Annotated in this window: 20 protein-coding genes; 14 read left to right on the top strand and 6 right to left on the bottom strand. The window is 35.6% G+C overall.

The features are described 5' to 3' along the window. Positions 1-145 precede the first annotated feature (145 nt). The 4 genes from YW9_RS0100690 to YW9_RS0100675 all read right to left on the bottom strand — a co-directional run bounded on the left by YW9_RS0100690 (position 146) and on the right by YW9_RS0100675 (position 5,037). The gene (locus YW9_RS0100690; RefSeq protein ID WP_018278251.1) at positions 146-2,020 is read right to left on the bottom strand and encodes a sodium:solute symporter family protein; all 1,875 of its coding nucleotides are present in this window, start codon (positions 2,018-2,020) and stop codon (positions 146-148) included. Between the two features lie 84 nt (positions 2,021-2,104). After that, complete coding sequence (locus YW9_RS0100685) at positions 2,105-3,175, bottom strand: trypsin-like peptidase domain-containing protein (RefSeq protein WP_018278250.1); 1,071 nt, start codon at positions 3,173-3,175, stop codon at positions 2,105-2,107. A 38-nt stretch (positions 3,176-3,213) separates the two neighbouring features. Beyond that, positions 3,214-4,392 (bottom strand): hypothetical protein, encoded by a 1,179-nt coding sequence (locus tag YW9_RS0100680; RefSeq protein ID WP_018278249.1) that lies wholly within the window; start codon positions 4,390-4,392, stop codon positions 3,214-3,216. A 57-nt stretch (positions 4,393-4,449) separates the two neighbouring features. Further along, a complete protein-coding gene (locus YW9_RS0100675) occupies positions 4,450-5,037 on the bottom strand; it encodes a DUF502 domain-containing protein (RefSeq protein ID WP_018278248.1) in 588 nt (195 codons plus the stop codon). A gap of 168 nt (positions 5,038-5,205) precedes the next feature. Here YW9_RS0100675 and YW9_RS0100670 point away from each other — a divergent pair, with 168 nt between their 5' ends. Continuing rightward, positions 5,206-5,841 (top strand): peroxiredoxin, encoded by a 636-nt coding sequence (locus YW9_RS0100670; RefSeq protein ID WP_018278247.1) that lies wholly within the window; start codon positions 5,206-5,208, stop codon positions 5,839-5,841. Between the two features lie 98 nt (positions 5,842-5,939). Here YW9_RS0100670 and YW9_RS0100665 read toward each other — a convergent pair whose 3' ends face one another. Then, a complete protein-coding gene (locus tag YW9_RS0100665) occupies positions 5,940-8,222 on the bottom strand; it encodes an NADP-dependent malic enzyme (protein ID WP_018278246.1) in 2,283 nt (760 codons plus the stop codon). Between the two features lie 317 nt (positions 8,223-8,539). On the opposite strand from YW9_RS0100665, the gene YW9_RS0100660 reads away from it, so the two are divergent. From YW9_RS0100660 to YW9_RS0100645, 4 genes are all read left to right on the top strand, one after another. Beyond that, positions 8,540-9,850 carry a lytic transglycosylase domain-containing protein gene (locus tag YW9_RS0100660; protein WP_155848686.1) on the top strand — a complete coding sequence of 437 codons (1,311 nt, stop codon included), beginning with the start codon at positions 8,540-8,542 and terminating at the stop codon, positions 9,848-9,850. A gap of 118 nt (positions 9,851-9,968) precedes the next feature. Continuing rightward, positions 9,969-11,084: a TlpA family protein disulfide reductase gene (locus tag YW9_RS0100655; RefSeq protein ID WP_018278244.1), complete on the top strand. Its 1,116-nt coding sequence runs from the start codon at positions 9,969-9,971 to the stop codon at positions 11,082-11,084. A gap of 85 nt (positions 11,085-11,169) precedes the next feature. Beyond that, positions 11,170-12,498, top strand: a complete 1,329-nt coding sequence (gene rseP, locus YW9_RS0100650; protein ID WP_018278243.1) for an RIP metalloprotease RseP — start codon at positions 11,170-11,172, stop codon at positions 12,496-12,498. Positions 12,499-12,603: 105 nt separating this feature from the next. Continuing rightward, the gene (locus tag YW9_RS0100645; protein WP_018278242.1) at positions 12,604-12,936 is read left to right on the top strand and encodes an MGMT family protein; all 333 of its coding nucleotides are present in this window, start codon (positions 12,604-12,606) and stop codon (positions 12,934-12,936) included. Between the two features lie 60 nt (positions 12,937-12,996). On the opposite strand, the gene trxA is transcribed toward YW9_RS0100645, so the two are convergent. Beyond that, the gene (trxA, locus tag YW9_RS0100640) at positions 12,997-13,317 is read right to left on the bottom strand and encodes a thioredoxin (RefSeq protein WP_018278241.1); all 321 of its coding nucleotides are present in this window, start codon (positions 13,315-13,317) and stop codon (positions 12,997-12,999) included. A gap of 225 nt (positions 13,318-13,542) precedes the next feature. On the opposite strand from trxA, the gene YW9_RS0100635 reads away from it, so the two are divergent. The 9 genes from YW9_RS0100635 to YW9_RS0100595 all read left to right on the top strand — a co-directional run bounded on the left by YW9_RS0100635 (position 13,543) and on the right by YW9_RS0100595 (position 21,900). Continuing rightward, on the top strand, positions 13,543-14,277 hold the full coding sequence (locus YW9_RS0100635) for a YggS family pyridoxal phosphate-dependent enzyme (protein ID WP_040353578.1): 735 nt from the start codon (positions 13,543-13,545) through the stop codon (positions 14,275-14,277). A gap of 192 nt (positions 14,278-14,469) precedes the next feature. Then, on the top strand, positions 14,470-15,309 hold the full coding sequence (locus YW9_RS12330) for a glycosyltransferase (protein ID WP_018278239.1): 840 nt from the start codon (positions 14,470-14,472) through the stop codon (positions 15,307-15,309). 71 nt (positions 15,310-15,380) lie between these two features. Continuing rightward, positions 15,381-16,307 carry a PfkB family carbohydrate kinase gene (locus YW9_RS0100625; RefSeq protein WP_018278238.1) on the top strand — a complete coding sequence of 309 codons (927 nt, stop codon included), beginning with the start codon at positions 15,381-15,383 and terminating at the stop codon, positions 16,305-16,307. A gap of 33 nt (positions 16,308-16,340) precedes the next feature. Next, positions 16,341-16,826: a leucine-rich repeat domain-containing protein gene (locus tag YW9_RS12325; protein ID WP_018278237.1), complete on the top strand. Its 486-nt coding sequence runs from the start codon at positions 16,341-16,343 to the stop codon at positions 16,824-16,826. A gap of 28 nt (positions 16,827-16,854) precedes the next feature. Continuing rightward, the gene (locus tag YW9_RS12320) at positions 16,855-17,142 is read left to right on the top strand and encodes a leucine-rich repeat protein (RefSeq protein ID WP_018278236.1); all 288 of its coding nucleotides are present in this window, start codon (positions 16,855-16,857) and stop codon (positions 17,140-17,142) included. 189 nt (positions 17,143-17,331) lie between these two features. Further along, on the top strand, positions 17,332-19,227 hold the full coding sequence (locus YW9_RS0100610) for an amidophosphoribosyltransferase (protein ID WP_026193698.1): 1,896 nt from the start codon (positions 17,332-17,334) through the stop codon (positions 19,225-19,227). An 11-nt stretch (positions 19,228-19,238) separates the two neighbouring features. Beyond that, on the top strand, positions 19,239-19,754 hold the full coding sequence (locus YW9_RS0100605; protein WP_018278234.1) for an AAA family ATPase: 516 nt from the start codon (positions 19,239-19,241) through the stop codon (positions 19,752-19,754). Between the two features lie 125 nt (positions 19,755-19,879). Continuing rightward, complete coding sequence (locus YW9_RS0100600) at positions 19,880-20,692, top strand: formylglycine-generating enzyme family protein (RefSeq protein ID WP_018278233.1); 813 nt, start codon at positions 19,880-19,882, stop codon at positions 20,690-20,692. A gap of 533 nt (positions 20,693-21,225) precedes the next feature. After that, a complete protein-coding gene (locus YW9_RS0100595) occupies positions 21,226-21,900 on the top strand; it encodes a hypothetical protein (protein ID WP_018278232.1) in 675 nt (224 codons plus the stop codon). Positions 21,901-21,907: the final 7 nt, after the last annotated feature.

Raw genomic sequence — 21,907 nt, 5'->3', positions numbered from 1 at the left:
AATTCCCCCTTAGAAGGGGGTTAGGGGGATGTAAAATCTAAAAAACATCCTCCGCTTTCGCAAGACTTCTTTCTTTAAAGGATTAAATAAAAAGGGAGAATTTATATAAATTCTCCCTTTTTTAATATCTAAATTTCTTATAATATCAATCTTTATATCTCTTTACTACATCTAACCAAGTGAACTTCAACACTAAGGTAGTGATTGCACACACACCAATCGACCACCACATTTTTGGATAATCGCGAATCAGTAGGAAAATCGGGATTAATATCTGGCTGGATTGCCATACAACACCAATAACACAATTCCCCATATCTTTCCAAAAATTATGATTTTTACTGGCTGTATTATCCTCTTTTCGCAATTGTAAGTACACTGGGTGCCACCAACCCCACGGGCGAATATTCTTATAGAAATTCACTAACACGCTCATTTCTGTTGGTTTAGAAAGGTACGTTCCTAAGAAACAACCTATCAGTGAAAACACAAAAAATATTGGAAACAAATATATTGGTGGAATGTGAGCCAAGTCATAAAGCCAAGTACCTGGTGTGAAGTTTTCCTTATTTCCGTCCAAAATAAATTGAAGTGTGGCTATAAGTAATCCTGCAAGCATTCCCCAGAAGTATCCCCAACCGTTGAAACGCCACCATACCCATTTTAGAAAGTTAGCTGCCACATAACCTCCGTATAAAGCACTGGTAATCCACAAAGTAATGGAGTTGATAGACTCTGCAAAAAAACCCATAATCACTCCCAGAATAACAATTCCGAATGAAGCCCAATATGATGCGTTAATATAATGCCTAACAGAAGCCTCTGGCTTAAAGTATTTCTTATAAATGTCATTTACAATATACGCAGGACCTGAATTCACAAACGCAGAGAATGTGGACATAAAAGCCGCTAAAAGCCCTGCTAAAAGCAATCCTTTGATTCCCACAGGAATATGAAAATTAATAACTTTCGGCAAGATTGTTTCCAAATCGTTGTTAGTAACCACGCCTCCTAACATTTCAGGAGCAATGTGTACCAAAGCTATCACAACAATCCCTCCTATAAGCAAATATCTGGGAATAAACAAAATAAGATTTGTAAAGCCACTCATATAAGATGCCTCTTTCACATTTCGGGTAGAAAGAATACGTTGCATATCGTAACTTGGTGTAGGACCTGCAACACTGGCAAAAAATCCTTTCAGAAGCGACATTCCTATGAAAGCTCCAAACATTTTATATCCTTGTGTATCAATCAAATCGTTGAAAGCTTGATATTTTTCGTTCCAAAAAGGAGTAAGCTCCCAACCAAAAAAGATATTTTCCCATTCTTCGGGAATAATCGAAGTGATTTCTGCATCGCTAATAGTGAAGAAAGCATATCCTGCAATCAAAATTCCTGCAAGTACCATAATTCCATATTGAAGAACTTCGGTTGCTACCACCGAAAACATTCCTCCTTTGATGGTATAAATCGTGGTAAGTAAAATAACGATAAGTGCGTAACTTTGCTCGGAAGTCAGTATGGTTGCATTGCCAAAAGCCAAAGTCATATCCCAAGGAAGAATGATTGTCATAAACTTACCAACTCCTTCAAAGAAATAAGCAATAAATCCGATAGAAGTAATAATGGCAAAAATGGCAATAATTAAGTGCGAGGCCCTTCCGGCTTTATCATTTCCAAAACGAGTTAAAATCCATTCAGAGCCCGTCATTATGTTCGAGCGACGAATCCAAGCCGCCAAGAAAATCATCACAAAGATTTGATTCCAAATAGGCCAAATCCACATAAACATAAAACTCTTTACCCCGTAGAGGAATAAAATCCCGACCATCCAAGCCGTTCCTGCCACATCAAACATTCCCGAACCGTTACTTAGCCCTAAGTAATACCATTTGATGGAATTTCCTCCCAAGAAATAAGAATCTAACCCTTTTGATGCTCGTTTTGAAATCCAAACACCCACACCAACTGTTAAAACAATGTAAAGAACTACAATTAAAACGTCAATAATATTCATAATATTTATACATTAGAATCCAAAATGAGGTTGGATACATTCTGGATTCTGCATTACATTTCAAACTAAAATCAACTTAAAAATCTAATTTACTTTTGCGTCAATGGAAAACTCACAACCATACTTTTCTACAAGCATATTATCCAAATCATCAGCCAATTGTGGTATGTCGCGAACGTAACCTTTAATCCTTTCAGCATCATCTGAAAATACATCTGACATATGTACGCGATAAGAGATATAAACAATACTATCCGACACACCGAAATGATATGGAGCATATGGATGTGACAACATATACTCATAAATAACTTTCAGATTTTGCTTTGGAAGTTTTACCAAAGGAGAAGTAACTATCAGATAATTACGTTGATACACGAACATACGGATTAATGCACTCCCCTGATGAAACTCCCAAGTATCACGCCCCGCACGGCACAATACAGGATTCGCACCCATTCCTTCAATTGCTGATTCGATAAATTCTTCAAAAGGAGACTTTTCAAACTCTTCAAAAACAGAAATATCTATTTTATTTCCACAATGCGGACAAAATTTGGTAGGTGTTTCAATAAAATGATCACACGAGTTACATTTTACCCGATAAAGCTTATCCGAAAAGTTAAAATCATTAATTTCTTTGATAATTTCATTGAAACGAATACCAAAACCAACGTTATCAGCATTGTTGAATTTAGATGTCGTCACTCCTACCAAAACACCTGCTTGATTTAGCATTGGTCCGCCCGAATTACCTGGATTTACCGCAGCATCTGTTTGGATATAGTGACGATTATTCATCGGTTGGTTTGTGGAAGAAATTATCCCCTCAGTGATGGTAAAAGGCATTCCAAAAGGAAATCCGTTAATGAAAATTTTTTGTGTATTTGTAATTTCCAAATCATCATCAATTGTGATTGAAGAATCGGAAAGAGGAAGCTCATCAACGCGTACAAAAGCCAAATCCAACTGCGGATTTACCATCACCACATCTCCCAAATATCGATTGCGTTCTTGGTCTTCAATTGCTAATTGTTTTGTACCTTCAACAACGTGATAGTTCGTTATCAAGAAGTTATGTCCTTTAACAGCAAAGCCACTTCCTGTTCCTTCCGAAGTAATTACTTTGTATATATATTTTTTATGTTGTTCCATCTTTTCTATTTTTTGTTTGCATTACTAACTGAAACCTTTTATCCGAATAACCGAGCAAAAAAACCTTTTTTAACTTTTTGTTCTATTTTAAATCCTTTTGGAAGAGTTTCCTTTAGCAAATGTTCAAATGACTCCAAATATATTTTAGATGCTTGTTCATAGGTTTGCCCAGAAGCTTTTTCGAGAGTGCCTATGATGAAACTACGATATTCTTGGTCTAAATTATAGTGGTACAAGATGTACAAGTACAGATAGTACAGATGATAACAAATATTAAAATAATCATTGGAAGTCTTGTATTTACGCACTTGCTCCTCATATTCCAAAGCTTCTTCTTGCAGGAATTTTCCAGAAGAACGCCATTTCAGCCCCATCAGGTTATAAGTGTAATACACATCTTTCATTATTTCGTCCTGTGACTTTTCACAAAGTTGCTTGAAGAAGTTTTTACCTTTGTCTATACGGAAGTGAAAATCAATACGATTGTTGTTTATATTTTGAATATATTCCTGTAAATCAGTACGTAAAATCCCCTGAATGTAAGGCATATTTCCTAATTGGAAAAGGCTCAGCATAATGATATCCCACTGGCTACCTTCCCAACGTTTCTCCTCGAAATAGTCCATATATTGGCGATATTCAGCAAGAATAGCCTGAATTTGATTCCAAGCTTCTGTTTTTTCGCTATCGGAAAGTTGCTGAACAACAGGTTCTTGTATGCGTTCCGCTTCGTATTTCTCGATAAATTCATCATCAAAATCATCGGTTGCTACGCAAATTTCACGCAAGGCATCATAAATTTTATTAGGCTGACAAAGATGTAATGGAGTTTCAAACTTAAACCAAAGAGTTTGGTCGATTAGATGAATTTGAGGAACTGTTAAGAAACTAAAATTCAATTCATTTGCGTGACGAAGCATTGCCACTTTATTAGTATTTTCGGTCATCTTCACGAAAGGAGACTCTATGAAGAATATTCCGTTTTTCAATCCGAAAGTAACTCGTGAAGAACCCTGCGGATATTCTATTGAAAAATCGCCTGTAGCAGGAATTTTTTTAGCCACTTCAGGATTCATATACTGAAATAGGCTACGTAACGACTTTTCATAGTCCTTTTCATCAAATGCATCAATGGCATCGTGCCAACTTTCTACCTGAACGATAGGATCACTCACACTTTTTATCGGTTTTTGATACTTTGGTACGTGATTTCTCATATAAAATTATTTTTTGTAGAGCAAAAGTAATACATTTTTTTCAGATATAACAAAAGTTTAAGAACCTTTTATGCCTCCAACCATACCGCCACTCAATGCAAATTCCATTGCTTTATGAGCCGATAATCCTTCCGTTGGTTTTATATTTTCAGTCTTAACTACAATCACCCAACCAGAAACGGCATAAGAATGAGGTAAATAAACACTTACCATTCCTTCCATATTGGTAAAATCCATATTTCCCTGTGTTAAGAAACCTATACGCCACATTTCAGGAGCATCTTGTACCTTCACCCAAACCGGATTATTGAACTTGCGATTGTCTCCCACAAATGAAGTTAGCACATCTTTAATGGAAGAATATATGAACTTAATACCTGGAATTCGCTCTAACAAGTAATCCAATCCGCTTACTAACAATCTGCCTAAAAAGAACTTACTTCCAATAAAGCCAATGAATGTTGTTCCTAAAAAAAGTAAAACAAACACTGCACCAGGGTATTTTTTTGAAATATCAGGAACGAGATTATCAATACTTGAAAAAATAGACCAAATAATCCAAACTGTGGTACTCAAAGGACCTACAATTAGAATTCCTTGCAGAAAATATCGCAAAAACACACCAAAAAAGCTATTAATTTTCATAGTTTTTTTCGGCAAAGATAACGAAAATTAAAAAGAGTTCTTCAAAAAAACTTCCACTCCTAACAAAGAACAAAATCTATCGTACCATAAATATTCTAAAAAAAGTTATAGTTATTTATTTCAGAAAAAAATCGTACCTTGCACCAGAATTTTCAAAAAAATAAAATTATGTCTTTAGTAGGTAAAAAATTTCCAAATTTTGATGTTAATGCTATGAACACTTCTGGAAATACATTCAAAATAAATGTATATTCAGAAGCAATAAACAACAAAAAGAAAGTACTTCTATTCTGGTATCCAAAGGATTTCACTTTCGTTTGCCCAACAGAATTACACGCTTTTCAAGAAGTTTTGGCTGAGTTTGAGAAGAGAAATGTTATCGTCATAGGAGCTTCGTGCGACACTGCTGAAGTACACTTCGCTTGGCTCAATACTCCTAAAAGTCAGGGAGGTATCGAAGGAATTACATATCCTATTTTAGCCGACTCAAACCGAAATTTGGCTCGTGCTTTAGGAATATTGGATTCACGAGAAATTTACGATGAAGTAGCTGAAAATTATCTTTTAGAAGGTGATGATGTTACATACCGTGCTACATATCTGATTGATGAAGAAGGAAAAGTATTTCACGAAAGTGTGAACGATATGCCTTTAGGTCGCAATGTGAAAGAATACCTTCGCTTAGTTGATGCTTACACTCACGTGCAAAAATATGGTGAGGTTTGCCCTGCGAATTGGGAAGAAGGAAAAGATGCAATGAATGCAAACAGAGACGGAGTTTCTGACTACCTAAAATCACACTAATTTTAAGCACAATTAAGTTGATAGAAAAGTATAACTATCTATTTTCATTAAAAAAATAAAAGGCAAGAAATTAATTTCTTGCCTTTTTCAATTACTTTCTACTTACTTCGATATTCTCTCTCCTGAGCATCAACTACTGCAAGTGTTGCTAAGTTTACCATTTCATCAACGGTTGACCCCAATGTAGTAACGTGAATGGCTTTAGTCAATCCTAATGTAATAGGACCTACCGTTTCAAATTTCTCAATTTCTTTCATAATCTTATAAGTTATGTTCGCCGATTCCAGATTTGGGAAAATCAAAACATTAGCACCTTTTCCATTATTCAATTTTGAGAAAGGGAATGACCTTGCAATTTTTTCAGGATTGATAGCAAAATCAGCCTGAATTTCTCCATCAACTACCAAATCTGGGTGATTTTCATGCAAATATGCTACTGCATCACATACTTTTCGGGTACTTTCAGAATCTGCTGAACCAAAATTCGAATATGAAAGCATCGCTACAGAGGGCTGAATTCCAAACATCTTCACTGCTTTTGCTGTCATTAAGGCAATGTTGGCCAAATCTTCAGCAGTTGGATTTACGTTGATAGTAGCATCAGACAAAAACAAAGGTCCTTGTTTGGTAAACATAATGCTGGTTGAAGCAATTCTATCAACACCTCTTTCCTTTTCAACTAGTTCTAGAATCGGGCGAATTGCCGATGGGTAAGAACGTGTACGTCCAGTAACCATCGCATCGGCTTGTCCCATATTAACCATCATCGTCCCGAAGTAACTACGTTCACGCATCATTCGCTCAGCCGTCAAACGGATAACTCCCTTACGTTGATGTTTTTCCCAATAAACTCTGCTAAATTCCTCTCTACGTGCTTTTTCCTCATCACTCTTAGGGTCAATAATCTGTAAATCGGCAGTAAGTCCAATTTCCTCTTTTAGTTCTTTTATAATGTCTTTTCGCCCTAATAGGATAGGAATAGCTACGCCATCTTCGTGTAAACGCTGTGCTGCTTTAAGAACTTCGATATGGTCTGCCTCAGGGAAAACCACACGTTTAGGATTTTGCTTAGCTCTATCTTGCAGCATTCTAATTTCTTTACTTCCGTTGCCAATTCTATCCATTAGCTCAGTTCGATAAGCTTCCCAATTGGTAATTGGCTTTTGAGCTACACCCGACTCTATTGCAGCTTTAGCAATTGCTGGTGGAATTTCGTAAATCAAACGAGGGTCAAAAGGTTTTGGAATGATGTAATTTCTTCCGAAAGAAAGATTTTCTGCTCCATAAACGAGGTTTACTTGCTCAGGAACTGTTTTTTTGGCTAAGTCGGCAATTGCGTGAACTGCGGCAAGTTTCATTTCCTCATTAATTTTCGTTGCACGAACGTCCAAAGCTCCTCTGAAAATAAACGGAAATCCTAATACATTATTTACCTGATTCGGAAAATCGGAACGCCCTGTTGCCATAATAATATCTTGACGAGTTTGTATTGCCAAGTTGTAATCAATTTCAGGTGTTGGGTTTGCCATTGCAAAAACTACTGCATCTTTAGCCATTGAAAGAAGCATCTCAGGGCTGACTACATTTCCTTTTGAAAGCCCAATAAATACGTCTGCTCCTTGCATTGCTTCCTGTAGCGTGTGAATATCTCGGTCAGTGGCAAATTCTGCTTTTTGCTGAGTCAAATTAGGCGAATCTTTGCGGATAACTCCCTTGCTATCACACATTACAATATTTTTAGGGTCTGCTCCTAAAGCTATGTACAAATGTGTGCAAGAAATCGCTGCAGCTCCTGCCCCATTAACCACTATTTTCACTTTACTAATGTCCTTATTAACAATTTCCAAAGCATTCTTTAGTGCAGCCGCAGAAATAATGGCAGTTCCGTGTTGGTCATCGTGCATTACAGGAATATCCAATTCTTCCTTTAATCTACGTTCAATCTCAAAGGCTTCAGGAGCTTTTATGTCTTCCAAATTAATTCCCCCGAAAGTAGGAGCAATTGCCTTTACAGTTTCAACAAATTTATCTACATCAGTGGCATCGACCTCAATATCAAATACATCAATATCGGCAAATATCTTGAAGAGCAATCCTTTCCCTTCCATTACAGGCTTAGATGCCTCTGGACCAATATCACCCAAACCTAAAACAGCTGTTCCATTGGAAATTACAGCCACCAAATTACTTTTTGATGTATATTTGTATACGTTATTTTTATCTGCTGCAATTGCCAAACAAGGTTCTGCAACACCAGGCGAATACGCCAGTGATAAATCGTGTTGTGAGGCGTGTTTTTTAGTTGGTATAATTGCTATTTTCCCTGGCTGGGGAAACTCGTGATAATCTAATGCTTCGTTTTTTTTACGTGAATCTTTCATATGTTATTCTATCGAATTTTAAACAATCAGTAATCTGATATCCTTTTTATTTGAACCTGCAAAGTTAGCTTTTTTCCTGAAATAAGAATGAATTCGGCATTATTTTTGTTAAAAAGATAATAAAATAAAAGTCAATTTGAGGATTTTGAATTTGTTATGTATTCTCATCACTATTACTTTGGCATCTTTTAACACGCCAAAATTTGTCCATATCAATATTAATTTTGATTTTTGTAGTTTGAAATAATTGTGACTTTATGTATAAACTTGTGAAAAAATGTGGTCTTGGAATATTTATTTGTCTTTCAGCTGAAAGTATGATGGCTCAAGTACAGCCAAATATTTCTAATGATACCATTTCAAAAATAGAGCAACAATCCAACGAAATTTTTAATAATTCACAGCAAACGCCACCTACGGGTGTTAAGAGAGAAGGAATTTACATTTTGAAGGACCACCCAAAAGCGGAAAGCTATGACAAAAAATGGCTAAAGGAACTTTCCAATTCCGATTTGTTTTTCCAAATGAGTGAAGAAATTCAAAATGAATCTGTTACTGATGTAACATACGAAGAACTCCCTACCGAAGTGCTAAAACAACGTTTGGAAAAACTGAATCAAAAAACACCTTTCAACATTGAATATAATCCTATCTTAGAGCGTGTTATTAAATCTTTTTTAAAAAATCGTCGTTCGTCTTTGGAAAGATTGATGAGCCTAAGTGATTACTATTTCCCTATGTTTGAGCAAGAAATGAGCAACCATAGAATTCCTTTGGAAATGAAGTACTTAGCCATCGTAGAATCTGCTTTAAACCCTAAGGCTCGTTCGCGAGTAGGAGCAACTGGTTTGTGGCAGTTTATGTATGCTACAGGAAAAAGTTACGGATTGGAGGTTAGCAATTATGTTGATGAACGTAGTGACCCTGTCCGTTCTACCAAAGCTGCTGCCAAATACTTGAGTTATTTGCATCAAATTTTTGGAGATTGGGATTTGGTTCTGGCTGCTTACAACTCTGGCCCTGGGAATGTTACCAAAGCGATGCGTCGTTCTAACGGAAAACAAAATTATTGGAATTTACGTCCGTACCTGCCTCGCGAAACTGCAGGGTATGTTCCTGCATTTTTGGCTACACTCTACATTTTTGAATATGCAAAAGAACACGGATTTAAACCTCAAAGGCGTCAAAATCACTATTTTGTAACTGACACTGTACAAGTAAAACAAGCCGTTCCTTTCAAAAATATTGCTGAATTAACAGGAATGGATATCAAGGAAATTCAGTTTTTCAACCCATCATATCAATTGGATATTGTTCCTTTTGTGGAAGGAAAAAATTATGCATTGCGATTGCCTATTGAAGAAATTGGCAAATTCGTGGCGAATGAAGAAGTTATTTACGCCTATCTAAACGAAGAAAATGCCAAAAGAGAGAAAGCTCTTCCTGAATTAGTGAAAGGAGATTACGCAGGAAGTTCTGGTAAAAAAATAGTTTATATCGTAAAAAAAGGAGATGTTTTAGGGAAAATAGCCTCGCGAAATGGTGTAACTGTTTCAAACCTGAAACGCTGGAATAGGATTAAAGGAAATAATATTCACGTGGGGCAGAAATTAGTCATCTACAAATAAGTAAAATACTCATAAAGACGTCCTTTTTCTGGCGTTTTTTTTTGAATTTAGAAAATTTCAAAAGGAAAATTTTGGCAACATTTTTGCTATTACTCAACACATCATAAACTATTTTCCTATGAAAAACATATTTTTAATCATATTTTCACTTATCTCCTTATCTGGATTAGCTCAAATGACTTTTTCAGAACGGGTAGAATATTCTGAATTAGCGACTCCAAAAGATAAGTCCCTGTTTTTTGTTGATTTTTGGGCTACTTGGTGCGTTCCTTGCGTTCACGTTTCCAGTTATTTGAACACTATTCAGGAGCAATTTCGCGAAGATTTATACATCGTTTCACTCACGCAAGAACGTTCAGATGTAGTACGTTCATTTTTAGAACGACATCCAACAAAACTCGCCGTAAGTATTGACTATGAAGGTCAAAATTTCAAACAACATAATGTAAGAGCCTTACCCTATGGAATTTTATTCAACGCCAATGGAGAAATTCTTTGGAAAGGAAATCCTGCCAACATTACTTCAAGAATGATTCGAAGTTTTGCATCAAAAAATAAGCAAACAACCCCTATTTATGACTTTTTAAAATATTCATCCTACGAAAATGAAGAAGAAATAACTACAACTCTTGATAAAGACTTTGAAATACGAGAAGCAAACATTCCTGCAAATTCTTTTCCTGTGATTGAAAGAATTAATGATATTACTTCCGTGAAAGGTTCTCTACCTCAAATTATTGCGTATCTGCTAAAAGTAAGCGAAAAACAAGTAACACTAAAGGATAACTTTACACAATATCAGTTACTTATTCAAAAGAACTTTAATCATTCGTGGAAAGAAAAAGAAATTGCACATAGAATTTTGAAAGATTTGGGTTACACGTTAAAAACAGAAGTTAGAGCCGGAAAAATCCTCGAAATTCACTTACCCGAATCAACCTCAGCATATTGGAACAAAGACCAAATAGACTGGGGAACAAAAAACCCAAAATTCTTGGTAGATGAAAGTCAGTTTTCAGCGGACAATATTTCTGTAAATGATTTTCTATACAAACTTTCAGATATTTTGGAAACTCCCATAAATATAAAAAACACACAAAACATTACCGCTGAACTCTTTGATTGGCAATTACATTACCAATTCTCGGATTTGATGCTCAGCAACCTTTCCGACTTAGGTATTGAAGCCAAAGAAACTTCAGGAAATTTTACGAGATATTTTATTGAAAAGTAAATTGATTTAATTACATAACGGCAGAAATAAAACTTTAATATTCTCAATTATTATTTTATTTTTGCCGAAAATTTTATATTTTATAATGGAAACATTTCTGATTAAAGCGGCTCAATTAATTTTGAGTCTTTCAATATTAATCGTTTTACACGAATTAGGGCATTTTATCCCTGCAAAAATTTTCAAAACACGAGTTGAGAAATTCTTTTTATTTTTTGACGTCAAATTTGCTCTTTTCAAAAAGAAAATAGGAGAAACGGTTTACGGCATAGGATGGCTTCCGCTGGGAGGATACGTCAAAATTGCCGGAATGATTGACGAAAGTATGGACAAAGAGCAAATGGCTCAACCGCCCCAACCTTGGGAATTTCGCTCAAAACCTACGTGGCAACGCCTAATTATTATGATTGGCGGAGTTACGGTAAACCTTATTTTAGGTTTCTTAATTTATATGATGATTTTGTTCGTTTGGGGTGAAAATCAAGTGAAAGAAAATGGCATTGAAGGAGGTTTCGCGGTTAGCAAAACGATGAAGTCATACGGATTTCAAAATGGAGACATCGTTACTGAGGTAAACGGAAAACCCTTGGAAAATGTACTCGACATCAATCGTTATGTAATGCTTCGCGATGTGAGCAACCTAAAAGTGAAAGGTTCAGATGGTCAAACGCGTTTCTTGTCACTTCCTGATTCTATTGGAAAAATGTTATATCTTCGAGGAGAAATGAGTCCTTTCAGTCCTAAAATGAAGCCAATTATGGATTCCGTTCTGGTAGGGTCTCCGGCCGACAAAGCAGGTTTTCGAAAAGGAGATAAAATAATATCAATTAACAACGAAGCTGTTGAGTACTATTCAGATGTATCTCCTATAATGGCTTCTTATCCTCAAGGTTCTACACTAACTTTTAAAGTAGAACGCAACGGGCAAACAGAGCAAATCAATGTCACTCCCGATGGTAAGGGAAAGGTTGGATTTATAGCATCACAACGAGAAGGAAAAATTGACGTTGTTCATAAAGAATATGATTTTTCTTCTGCTTTGAGCGAGGGTTTTTCATACGGATATTGGATTTTGCGTGATTACATCTCTCAATTCAAATTCATTTTCACTAAAAAAGGAGCTACAGAGCTTGGTGGTTTTGGAGCTATCGGAAATATGTTCCCCAGCAAATGGGATTGGAAAGCTTTTTGGTCGACCACAGCATTTATTTCCATCATATTAGCTTTCATGAATATTTTACCTATTCCTGCTTTAGATGGTGGACACGTTGTTTTCTTACTTTACGAAATGATTACAGGTAGAAAACCAAGTGAAAAAGTGATGGAATATGCTCAAATGGTAGGATTCTTTATTTTGATTGGATTGGTATTATATGCCAACGGAAATGATATCTATAAATGGCTTTTTAAGTAATCATTGAATACTACTTTTAATAATGTAAAGTGATAGGAACATTTTTCTACAGAGAATTTGTTGTTTACTCCTATCACTTTTCTGTTTTTGAAAAACATACAGCAAATGGACTTTTTTGAGCAGGTATATGAAGTTGTAAAAAAAATCCCATACGGAAAAGTAACTACGTACGGGCTAATTGCCAACTATTTAGGAGCTAAAAAATCGGCAAGAATGGTGGGTTGGGCTCTGAATGCATCACACGGAAAGGAGGATATTCCTGCACACAGAGTTGTAAATCGCAAAGGAATGCTTACAGGCAAATTTCATTTTGAAGGCACGAACCTAATGGAGCAACTATTGGAAAGTGAAGGTATCGAAGTAGAAGACAATCAGGTTGTTAATTTTGAAAAACTTTTATGGATTCCTGAGGAAGACTACTCAGTATCATCAAAATAAAAAATATCGCGTACTGCTTCAAGGCAATACGCGATATTTCTTCTTATGTCAAGGAATAAATTATGACAACAAACCATCAATAGCGTCTGTGTAAGTCTTTTTAGGAGCTACACCTACTTGTCTACCAACAACTTCTCCGTTTTGGAAAACTAAAACTGTAGGAATATTTCTTACCCCGTACTTACTCGCAAACTCCTGATTGTTATCTACATCTACTTTTCCAACAACCACTTTTCCTTCGTATTCTTTGGCAATTTCCTCAACTACAGGACCTAACATACGGCAAGGACCACACCAAACTGCCCAAAAATCAACCAAAACTGGTTTGTCACTTTTCAAAACTACTTCTTCAAATGTAGCATCTGTTATTTCTAAAGCCATTTTCTAAAATTTTTACTATTTATTAGACTGCAAAGTTAGTAAATTAATCCCACATAAAACAATGATTATTATAATTTTTTATTATAAAATAATTATCTTTTCTTATCACATCAATAGTTTCATACCATAACAAACTTTTTTTAGTACTAGTTTTAAAAAATGATTTTTTTGGTTAGATAAATAAAATTAATATTTTTGGCAAGAAAACAAAAACAGCGAAATTTTATGGATATTTTAAAAAATCTTGAAATCATACAAAACCGAATAAACTTAGCTTGTGCAAAAAGTAATCGAAAGCCCAATGAAGTAAAATTACTACTTGCAACAAAAACAGTTTCCGCCGAAAGAATAAAAATTGCTTTAAATGCAGGTTACACACTTATTGCTGAAAACAGAGTGCAGGAACTTAAAGAAAAATATAACGATTTGAAAGACACTCCTCATACAAATCACTTTATTGGACATTTGCAAACCAATAAAATAAAAGATATTCTAAAATGTGATGTGAGTTGTGTAGAATCTCTCGACAGATACGAACTGGCTGAAAAGTTGCATCAACGTCTATCCTCCGAAAACAAAACAATTGAAGTTTTTATTCAAGTAAATACTTCTGGAGAAGAAAGTAAATTCGGTGTACATCCTGATAATGCAATAGACTTGGTAAAAAAAGTATCTCAGATCAATACACTTAAAATCAAAGGATTAATGACAATAGGATTATTCAGTTCCGATGTTGATAAGGTTCGAAAATGCTTTCGTCTGCTAAAACAAATTCAACAGGAAATTGCATCTTTGCAACTTCCAAATGTTGAAGTAAACGAACTTTCAATGGGAATGAGCGATGACTTAGAAATTGCCATCGAAGAAGGAGCAACAATTGTGCGTGTAGGCACTGCTATTTTCGGGGAACGCATTTACCCAGATAGTTTCTATTGGAATGAAAATAAGAATAATGCATAAAAGTTCTTCTCAATAAATATACCTACTAATTTTTAACTTATGAACATAGTAATCGTACACGATAGAATTTTACCAGCACCTAAAAGTACGGTGGAACGGAAAGAGTAATTTGGTATTTAGGAAAAGAACTAGTGAAGATGGGACATAAAGTTACTTTTGTAGCTGGGAGAGGTTCGAAATGTGATTTTGCTAATGTTATTCCATTTTGAGGATATTACCGACATTTCAACAATCCTTCCCAAAGATGTAGATATCGTTCACTCGCACGCTCACATACAAGGAATTGAAAAGGTAACTATTCCAAAAGTCTTTACGATGCACGGTAATATCAATCATTTCGAAGAATTAGACGAAAATACCATATTTGTTTCTAAAAATCACGCAAATAGGTACAATTCAAATTCGTACGCACATAATGGATTAGACTGGAACGATTACGGAAGTGTAGATTTAAGTGCTAATAAGAAATTTTTTCACTTTTTGGGTAATGGAGCTTGGCGTGTGAAAAATTTGCGAGGAGCCATTGAATTGGTCAAAAAAATCCCGAAAGAAAAATTGTATGTTTTTGGTGGTGTTCGCTTCAATTTTAATATGGGAATACGACTTACATTCACGCCGAAAGCCCGTTTTTTTGGATTGATAGACAACGACACAAAAAAAGAATTCTTACCTCACTCCAAAGGACTCATATTCCCTGTATTATGGCACGAACCTTTTGGATTAGCTATCATTGAGAGTTTATATTTTGGAAATCCAGTATTTGGAACTCCTTACGGCTCTTTACCAGAACTCATTATTCCAGGTGTAGGATTTTTAAGCAACAGCAGAAAAGAGCTAAAAGAAGCTATGCAACATTGGCAAAAATATGATTCAAAAGTGTGTCATCAGTATGCAAAGGAACATTTCAATTCTCAGCAAATGGCAAAAAACTATATGGAGAAATATATTCGCATACTTGATGGAGAAAAACTCAATACTCAAAAGCCAAAGTTATTACAAGTTCAGCCTAAATTTTTAGCTTGGAATCAATAAAAGTTTTTTCATATCAATGTCAATTTCTCAATTAATAATTATCTTTGCCTTTTTAAAATGAATCATATAAAATGAGTAAGCTCTTAATTGTTGGTACAGTGGCTTTTGACACCATTGAAACACCTTTTGGAAAGATAGAAAAAACAATGGGAGGAGCAGCCAATTACATTGCCATAGCTGCATCACAATTCAGCGTAAATTCTGCCATCGTATCAATTGTAGGGGAAGATTATCCGAAGTCTTTTTTAAATCTTTTAGAAGAAAAAAATGTTGATATTTCAGCAATAGAAACCATAAAAGGAGGAAAATCATTCTTTTGGAGTGGAAAATACCACAACGATATGAACACGCGCGATACTTTGGATACACAACTCAACGTATTGTCCAGTTTCAAGCCTGTAATATCAGAAAAATTCAAAGATGCAGAAGTGCTGATGTTAGGGAATTTACACCCAAAAGTTCAACTCGAAGTGTTGGAGCAAATGCAACAAAAACCAAAATTAGTAGTACTCGACACGATGAATTATTGGATGCAACACACTTGGGATTTACTGATGCAAATCATTGCTAAAGTAGATGTTATCACGATTAATGATGAAGAAGCACGTCAGCTTACGGGCGAATATTCCTTGGTAAAAGCAGCTCAAAAAATTATGCAAATGGGGGTGAAATATGTGGTTATCAAAAAAGGAGAACACGGAGCTTTGCTATTCTATCAAAATGAAGTTTTCTTTGCTCCAGCTTTACCTTTGGAAGAAGTATTCGACCCAACAGGAGCAGGAGATACCTTTGCTGGTGGATTTGTGGGGTATTTAGCAAAAACGAGCGATATGTCTTTTGAGAATATGAAAAATGCCATCATTTACGGCTCTACGTTGGCTTCTTTCTGTGTAGAAAAATTCGGAACAGAACGAATGCTTTCTGTAACCAAAGATGAAATTTCTAAAAGATTGTTACAATTCAAGGAATTAACACAATTCGAAATGAAAATCACTTAATAAGTACACTTGTAACTCATAAATTTATTATATATGAAAAAATTATTTAGTTTAGTGGCAATACTATCAATTGTGATGGTTGCTAACAGTTGCAAAAAGGATTCAGAAAAAGAATTATATCCTTCTTCGGATTACCAATTAAGCGCTGACGGAAAAGTGTTGGAAAAATGGCTCAACGCTGAAACTACTTCGGTAGATATGCAGAAAGATATAAAACTTCGTAAAGTTACAACTATTGGAGTAGAAGCCTTTGCCCATCATTCAAATATAAATTCAGTAATCATTTCTGATAAGGTAACAACCATTAGTAACAGAGCTTTTGTATTTTCAGGAATAAGAGAAGTTTTTATACCTAATAGTGTAATAAATTTAGCAGAAAAAGCTTTTTCGAACAGTAATTTGGCTTCTGTCACTATACCAGGAAGTATAAAAAACATAGGAAAGGAGGCCTTTGGCTATTCCTCATTACGTAATTTGGTGATAGGTAGGCGTTACCAACATTGCGGAAAGTGCTTTTAACAATTGCAGAAAATTAGAGAGCGTTAGTTTGCCAAATTCGTTGATTTCTATCGGAGACTCAGCTTTTTTTGTATGTCCTAACCTACCAACGATTAGTATCCCTAAAAATGTCACATATTTGGGAAGCAGTGTTTTCTTCGGATGTAGAAGCTTGAATGTCATTAATTTGGAACCCATCAATCCTCCTACTATGGGAAGTGATCATTTATTTCAAGATTTTACAAAGAGAATTAATGTTCCAGCAAGTAGTGTAGACATATACAAAACACATCCAAAATGGTCAAAATATGCTGATAGAATTATGGCACAACCTTAATTGCAACAAAATATCAAAAAAATCTGAAAGTTGTTCTTTCAGATTTTTTTTTGTACCTATTACTCACCACAAAAAATTCCTAAATCATAGTTACTGACTGCATAATATTTTATATTTTTGCAACACTATTTGGTAGATTTCTCACAAAAAACACTGACAATCTGCTATTTAATAACAACTAAAAAAACAATGAGCGACAACATCAAACACGAATGTGGCATCGCGATGGTGCGACTGCTAAAACCTTTAAGTTTTTACAAAGAAAAATACGGAACAACCTTCTATGGCATCAATAAAATGTATTTGATGCTCGAAAAACAACACAATCGAGGGCAAGACGGTGCTGGACTGGCAACTATAAAACTCGATATGCAACCTGGTGAACGCTATATCAGTCGTGTACGAAGCAATCAACCGCAACCTATACAAGATATCTTCACGCAGGTAAATCAGCGAATTAGCGAACTCTTAAAAGAAAATCCCGATTTAAAAGAAGACATACAAGCACAAAAAAAACTCCTTCCATACGTTGGTGAGGTGTACTTAGGACACGTGCGCTACGGAACTTTCGGGCAGAATAGCATCGAAAATGTACATCCTTTCTTGCGACAAAACAACTGGCAATCACGCAACCTAATTGTAGCAGGAAATTTCAATATGACCAATGCTAAAGAACTCTTCGAGCGACTGGTGGCATTGGGTCAGCATCCAAAAGAAAATACCGACACGGTTACGGTTATGGAACGTATTGGGCATTTTCTGGACACAGAAGTGGAAGAACTCTATCAGAAATTTAAAGAAGAAGGTCTTTCAAAGGTAGAAGCCTCCAAACGCATTGCCGATGAGCTGGACGTGGCAAAAATATTACGAAAATCAGCTCGAAGATGGGACGGCGGATACGCAATGGCAGGAATTTTAGGTCACGGAGATGCTTTCGTGGTGCGTGACCCAGCAGGTATCCGTCCGGCGTACTATTACAAAGATGAGGAAGTAGTGGTCATCGCTTCGGAACGCCCTGTTATTCAAACGGCTTTCAATTTGGAGTTTGAACAAATCCACGAATTGGAGCCAGGTTCAGGTATCATCATCAAGAAAGATGGTAGTACGTCCGTTACGCAAATCATTCCGCAGTTGCCACGAAAGGCGTGTTCGTTTGAGCGAATTTACTTCTCTCGGGGAAGCGATAAAGAAATCTATTTGGAACGCAAAAAACTGGGAGCATTATTACTTCCCGAGGTGTTACAATCTATCAATAATGATTTAAAAAACAGCGTGTTTGCGTACATTCCGAACACGGCAGAAACTTCATATTTGGGGTTGGTGGAAGAAGCCGACAACTATCTTAACAAACTCAAACACCAACAGATTTTAGCCGAAAAAGACATTTCTTCGGAAAAACTTGCCGAGATTTTATCCCAAAAAATCCGAAAGGAGAAAGTAGCCATTAAGGACGCCAAACTCCGCACCTTTATCACGGAGGACAGCTCTCGGGACGACCTCGTGGCTCACGTGTACGACATCACCTATGGTTCGGTGCAAAAGGGCGACAATCTGGTAATCATCGATGATAGTATTGTTCGAGGTACGACCTTGAAGAAAAGCATTCTCAACATTTTGGGACGCCTAAAACCGAAAAAGATTGTAGTGGTTTCTTCCGCTCCGCAAATCCGCTATCCTGATTGTTACGGAATCGATATGGCAAGATTGGAGGACTTGATTGCTTTTGAAGCTACCTTGCAACTGCACAAAGAAAGAGGCACATATAACATCATCGAAGAAGTGTATAAAAAATGTATCGCACAGGTGCATTTGAGCGATGACAAAGTGATAAACTATGTCAAGGAAATTTATGAGCCTTTTACCGATGAGGAAATCACCGACAAAATCACGGAATTGTTACTACCGAAAGATTATTCAATCAACGTGAAGATTATTTTCCAATCGGTTGCAAATTTGCATAAGGCTTGTCCGCAGAACTTGGGCGATTGGTATTTCACAGGCGATTACCCCACTGATGGCGGAAACCGCGTAGTAAACAGAGCCTTTATCAACTTTTATGAAGGGAAAAAAGATAGAGCGTACTAATTTGGTGAGTTATGCATCCTATTTTATTTGTCTTTTCAGGACTTCCTGCTTCTGGAAAATCAACACTCTCCAAATGGATAGTATCAAAATTTATTGCAGTGTATCTTCGTATAGATACCATTGAGCAAGGGCTTCGTGACTTGTGTAATGTTAATGTAGAAGGAGAAGGATATCGAATGGCATATCGAATCGCCAAAGACAATTTACTATTAGGAATGAATGTAGTTGCTGATTGTTGCAACCCAATCACCTTAACTCGTGATGAATGGAAAAATATAGCTCATAACACAAATTCTTTTCTAATTAACATTGAAATTGTGTGTTCAGATAAAGAGGAACACCATAGGCGAGTTTTTAATCAAATATCTGAAATAGAAAATTTGAAATTACCCAATTGGGAAGCTATATCAGAATATCATTACGAAAATTGGACTGAAAATAGAATACAGATTGATACTTCGCATAAAACCATAGAAGAATGTGTCAGGGAACTATTTTCAAAAATAGAACTAATTTTGGAAAAATAATTAAAGGGCAAGAACTAACTTGTCCTTTCTACTTTTTTATAAAGAAGTAATTATTTTCTGTAAAAAACCGATAATAATTTATGCATCACAAAATATTTTTTATTTTTCTTGTTTCATTTGCGACAATGACAAAAGCACAAACAAAAGGAACTTACCCAGAAAAGGATAAAATCTTGGTAGAAGGAGGTTTTTTTCTGATGGGAAGCCCAAAATCGGAAGGAGAAACCATTGAGCATCCGCAACATAAGGTATTTTTACAAACTTTTAAGATAAGCAAATACGAAATCACCAATGCACAATATGCCGAATTCCTAAATGCAAAAGGCAATCAGATGAATGGCGACATTCCTTACATAGAACTAAAAGAAGGTTGGAGCCAGATTGAAAAAGTAAACGGCAAGTACATCGCCAAAAAGGGATATGAACAGCATCCTGTGGTATTGGTATCGTGGTACGGAGCAAATGCGTACGCTCAATGGGTTGGAGGCAAATTACCTACGGAAGAACAATGGGAATATGCAGCTCGTGGAGGAAGTAAAACTCAAAAGTACACTTATGCGGGGAGTAATACGCTTGATGAAGTAGCTTGGCATCGGCAGAATACGGATTATCTTCAGCCAGTTGGTAAGAAAAAACCTAATGAACTCGGTATTTATGATATGAATGGCAATGTTTCAGAGTGGTGCGAAGATGATTTCACGTCGTATGACTATAAACTCGGGAATACAGAAGAGAAAAAAGAAAAACCTTCAGTTTTTAGTGCGTTTTTTATGGCAATAATGAGCAAGACACCAAGCAACCACTCGTATCCAGAGGATAAAGTTACACGTGGAGGGCATTACAATCAGCAAAAAATGAATATACGCATAGCCAGAAGAGATAATCGCAATGCATTGGGGCAAATCTTCGTTGGTTTTCGGGTGGTTTTTCCTCAGTAAGGATTTTTCATTATCATTTGCGAGTGAATATAGAAAAATAAGAAATAGAAAAACAAAAATATTTTGTCAGGCTTCGACTTCGCTCAGCCTGACAATGAAAAAAGTTAGCTTAAATACTCATTTTCGTGATTTTACTTAGCTCAAAATGAATAACTATCATCATACTTTTTGTAATACCTCTAATTTTCTCTCTAAATGAATTGCTTTTTAAATTAATTATCGTACATTTGTACATATTCTTTCTAAATAAAGAAATAAGTAATTGATATTAAACACACACCATAATTAATATTAGACTTAGTAATTAGTAGAAATTGATTTTGTATCTGTATAAATTAGCTGTCAAAATACAGAAGTTATTTTTCAGTTTTCAGAAATTCAAAATCATTATATAGAAATGAATTTTCTTACTACAGAAATGCTTAAGCAATATGCAGAAATAGCCTGACAAGTTTGTCCAATCATTTCTGCAACTTAAAATAATCATTCTGGAATCAATAAAATTAAAAATAAATAACTAAACTCTAAATCTTATGGAAAATAACACATCACAAAAATCAAAAAGCAGATATATTTCAACTGGTCAGCTTATTCAGCAAATGAAAATAACTTTTGCTAATGCAAAATTGCCTAATATTTTGCCACAATTGCAAACTTTAGGTTATACGGAAGAAAAACTAAATGAGTATTTAGAAAAAGTTGCTGAATTAGAAGCACTATCGCAATTGCAAAAGAAAGAATATGGTGAGCAATATGCTGAAACAGAAAAGCTCAATAAAAAACGTACAGAGATTGATGAAATCTACAAGCGTCATTTAGCTTTCTGTAAGATTCTGTTTAAGAACAACACTCAAGCAATTAGCACTTTGGAGATAAACAGCGGAAGAAAAAAGGCATATGCTTCTTGGTTTCAGCAAGTAAATAACTTCTACGGACAGATTTTATCAAACAATGAGTTTCTGGAGAAAGTAAAAACTATTAACATTCAAGAAAGTGACCTAAAAGCACAAATCTCTGCCCTTTCCGAGCTTACTCAGCTGAAAGAAAATCAACTTAAGGAAGCTGGTCAGGCTCAAAAAGCTACTGAAATGCGTGATGAAGCCTTTGACAAGCTCTATCCGATATATAGCGAGTTAGTTGCATACAGCAAAGTTCTATTTCAGAATGACCAAACCCTCGAAGCTCTTGGCATCGTAACAAAAAAGTAAGCAAATA

Source organism: Capnocytophaga cynodegmi DSM 19736, from assembly GCF_000379185.1.
GTDB lineage: Bacteria > Bacteroidota > Bacteroidia > Flavobacteriales > Flavobacteriaceae > Capnocytophaga > Capnocytophaga cynodegmi.
This window is presented reverse-complemented; position numbering and strand designations above follow the sequence as displayed.

Bases quoted from the DNA above. Each gene is read 5' to 3' on its own strand.
- YW9_RS0100690 (WP_018278251.1), bottom strand. From the start codon at position 2,020: ATGAATATTATTGACGTTTTAATTGTAGTTCTTTACATTGTTTTAACA.
- YW9_RS0100685 (WP_018278250.1), bottom strand. From the start codon at position 3,175: ATGGAACAACATAAAAAATATATATACAAAGTAATTACTTCGGAAGGA.
- YW9_RS0100680 (WP_018278249.1), bottom strand. From the start codon at position 4,392: ATGAGAAATCACGTACCAAAGTATCAAAAACCGATAAAAAGTGTGAGT.
- YW9_RS0100675 (WP_018278248.1), bottom strand. From the start codon at position 5,037: ATGAAAATTAATAGCTTTTTTGGTGTGTTTTTGCGATATTTTCTGCAA.
- YW9_RS0100670 (WP_018278247.1), top strand. From the start codon at position 5,206: ATGTCTTTAGTAGGTAAAAAATTTCCAAATTTTGATGTTAATGCTATG.
- YW9_RS0100665 (WP_018278246.1), bottom strand. From the start codon at position 8,222: ATGAAAGATTCACGTAAAAAAAACGAAGCATTAGATTATCACGAGTTT.
- YW9_RS0100660 (WP_155848686.1), top strand. From the start codon at position 8,540: ATGATGGCTCAAGTACAGCCAAATATTTCTAATGATACCATTTCAAAA.
- YW9_RS0100655 (WP_018278244.1), top strand. From the start codon at position 9,969: ATGAAAAACATATTTTTAATCATATTTTCACTTATCTCCTTATCTGGA.
- rseP (WP_018278243.1), top strand. From the start codon at position 11,170: ATGGAAACATTTCTGATTAAAGCGGCTCAATTAATTTTGAGTCTTTCA.
- YW9_RS0100645 (WP_018278242.1), top strand. From the start codon at position 12,604: ATGGACTTTTTTGAGCAGGTATATGAAGTTGTAAAAAAAATCCCATAC.
- trxA (WP_018278241.1), bottom strand. From the start codon at position 13,317: ATGGCTTTAGAAATAACAGATGCTACATTTGAAGAAGTAGTTTTGAAA.
- YW9_RS0100635 (WP_040353578.1), top strand. From the start codon at position 13,543: ATGGATATTTTAAAAAATCTTGAAATCATACAAAACCGAATAAACTTA.
- YW9_RS12330 (WP_018278239.1), top strand. From the start codon at position 14,470: ATGTTATTCCATTTTGAGGATATTACCGACATTTCAACAATCCTTCCC.
- YW9_RS0100625 (WP_018278238.1), top strand. From the start codon at position 15,381: ATGAGTAAGCTCTTAATTGTTGGTACAGTGGCTTTTGACACCATTGAA.
- YW9_RS12325 (WP_018278237.1), top strand. From the start codon at position 16,341: ATGAAAAAATTATTTAGTTTAGTGGCAATACTATCAATTGTGATGGTT.
- YW9_RS0100610 (WP_026193698.1), top strand. From the start codon at position 17,332: ATGAGCGACAACATCAAACACGAATGTGGCATCGCGATGGTGCGACTG.
- YW9_RS0100605 (WP_018278234.1), top strand. From the start codon at position 19,239: ATGCATCCTATTTTATTTGTCTTTTCAGGACTTCCTGCTTCTGGAAAA.
- YW9_RS0100600 (WP_018278233.1), top strand. From the start codon at position 19,880: ATGACAAAAGCACAAACAAAAGGAACTTACCCAGAAAAGGATAAAATC.
- YW9_RS0100595 (WP_018278232.1), top strand. From the start codon at position 21,226: ATGGAAAATAACACATCACAAAAATCAAAAAGCAGATATATTTCAACT.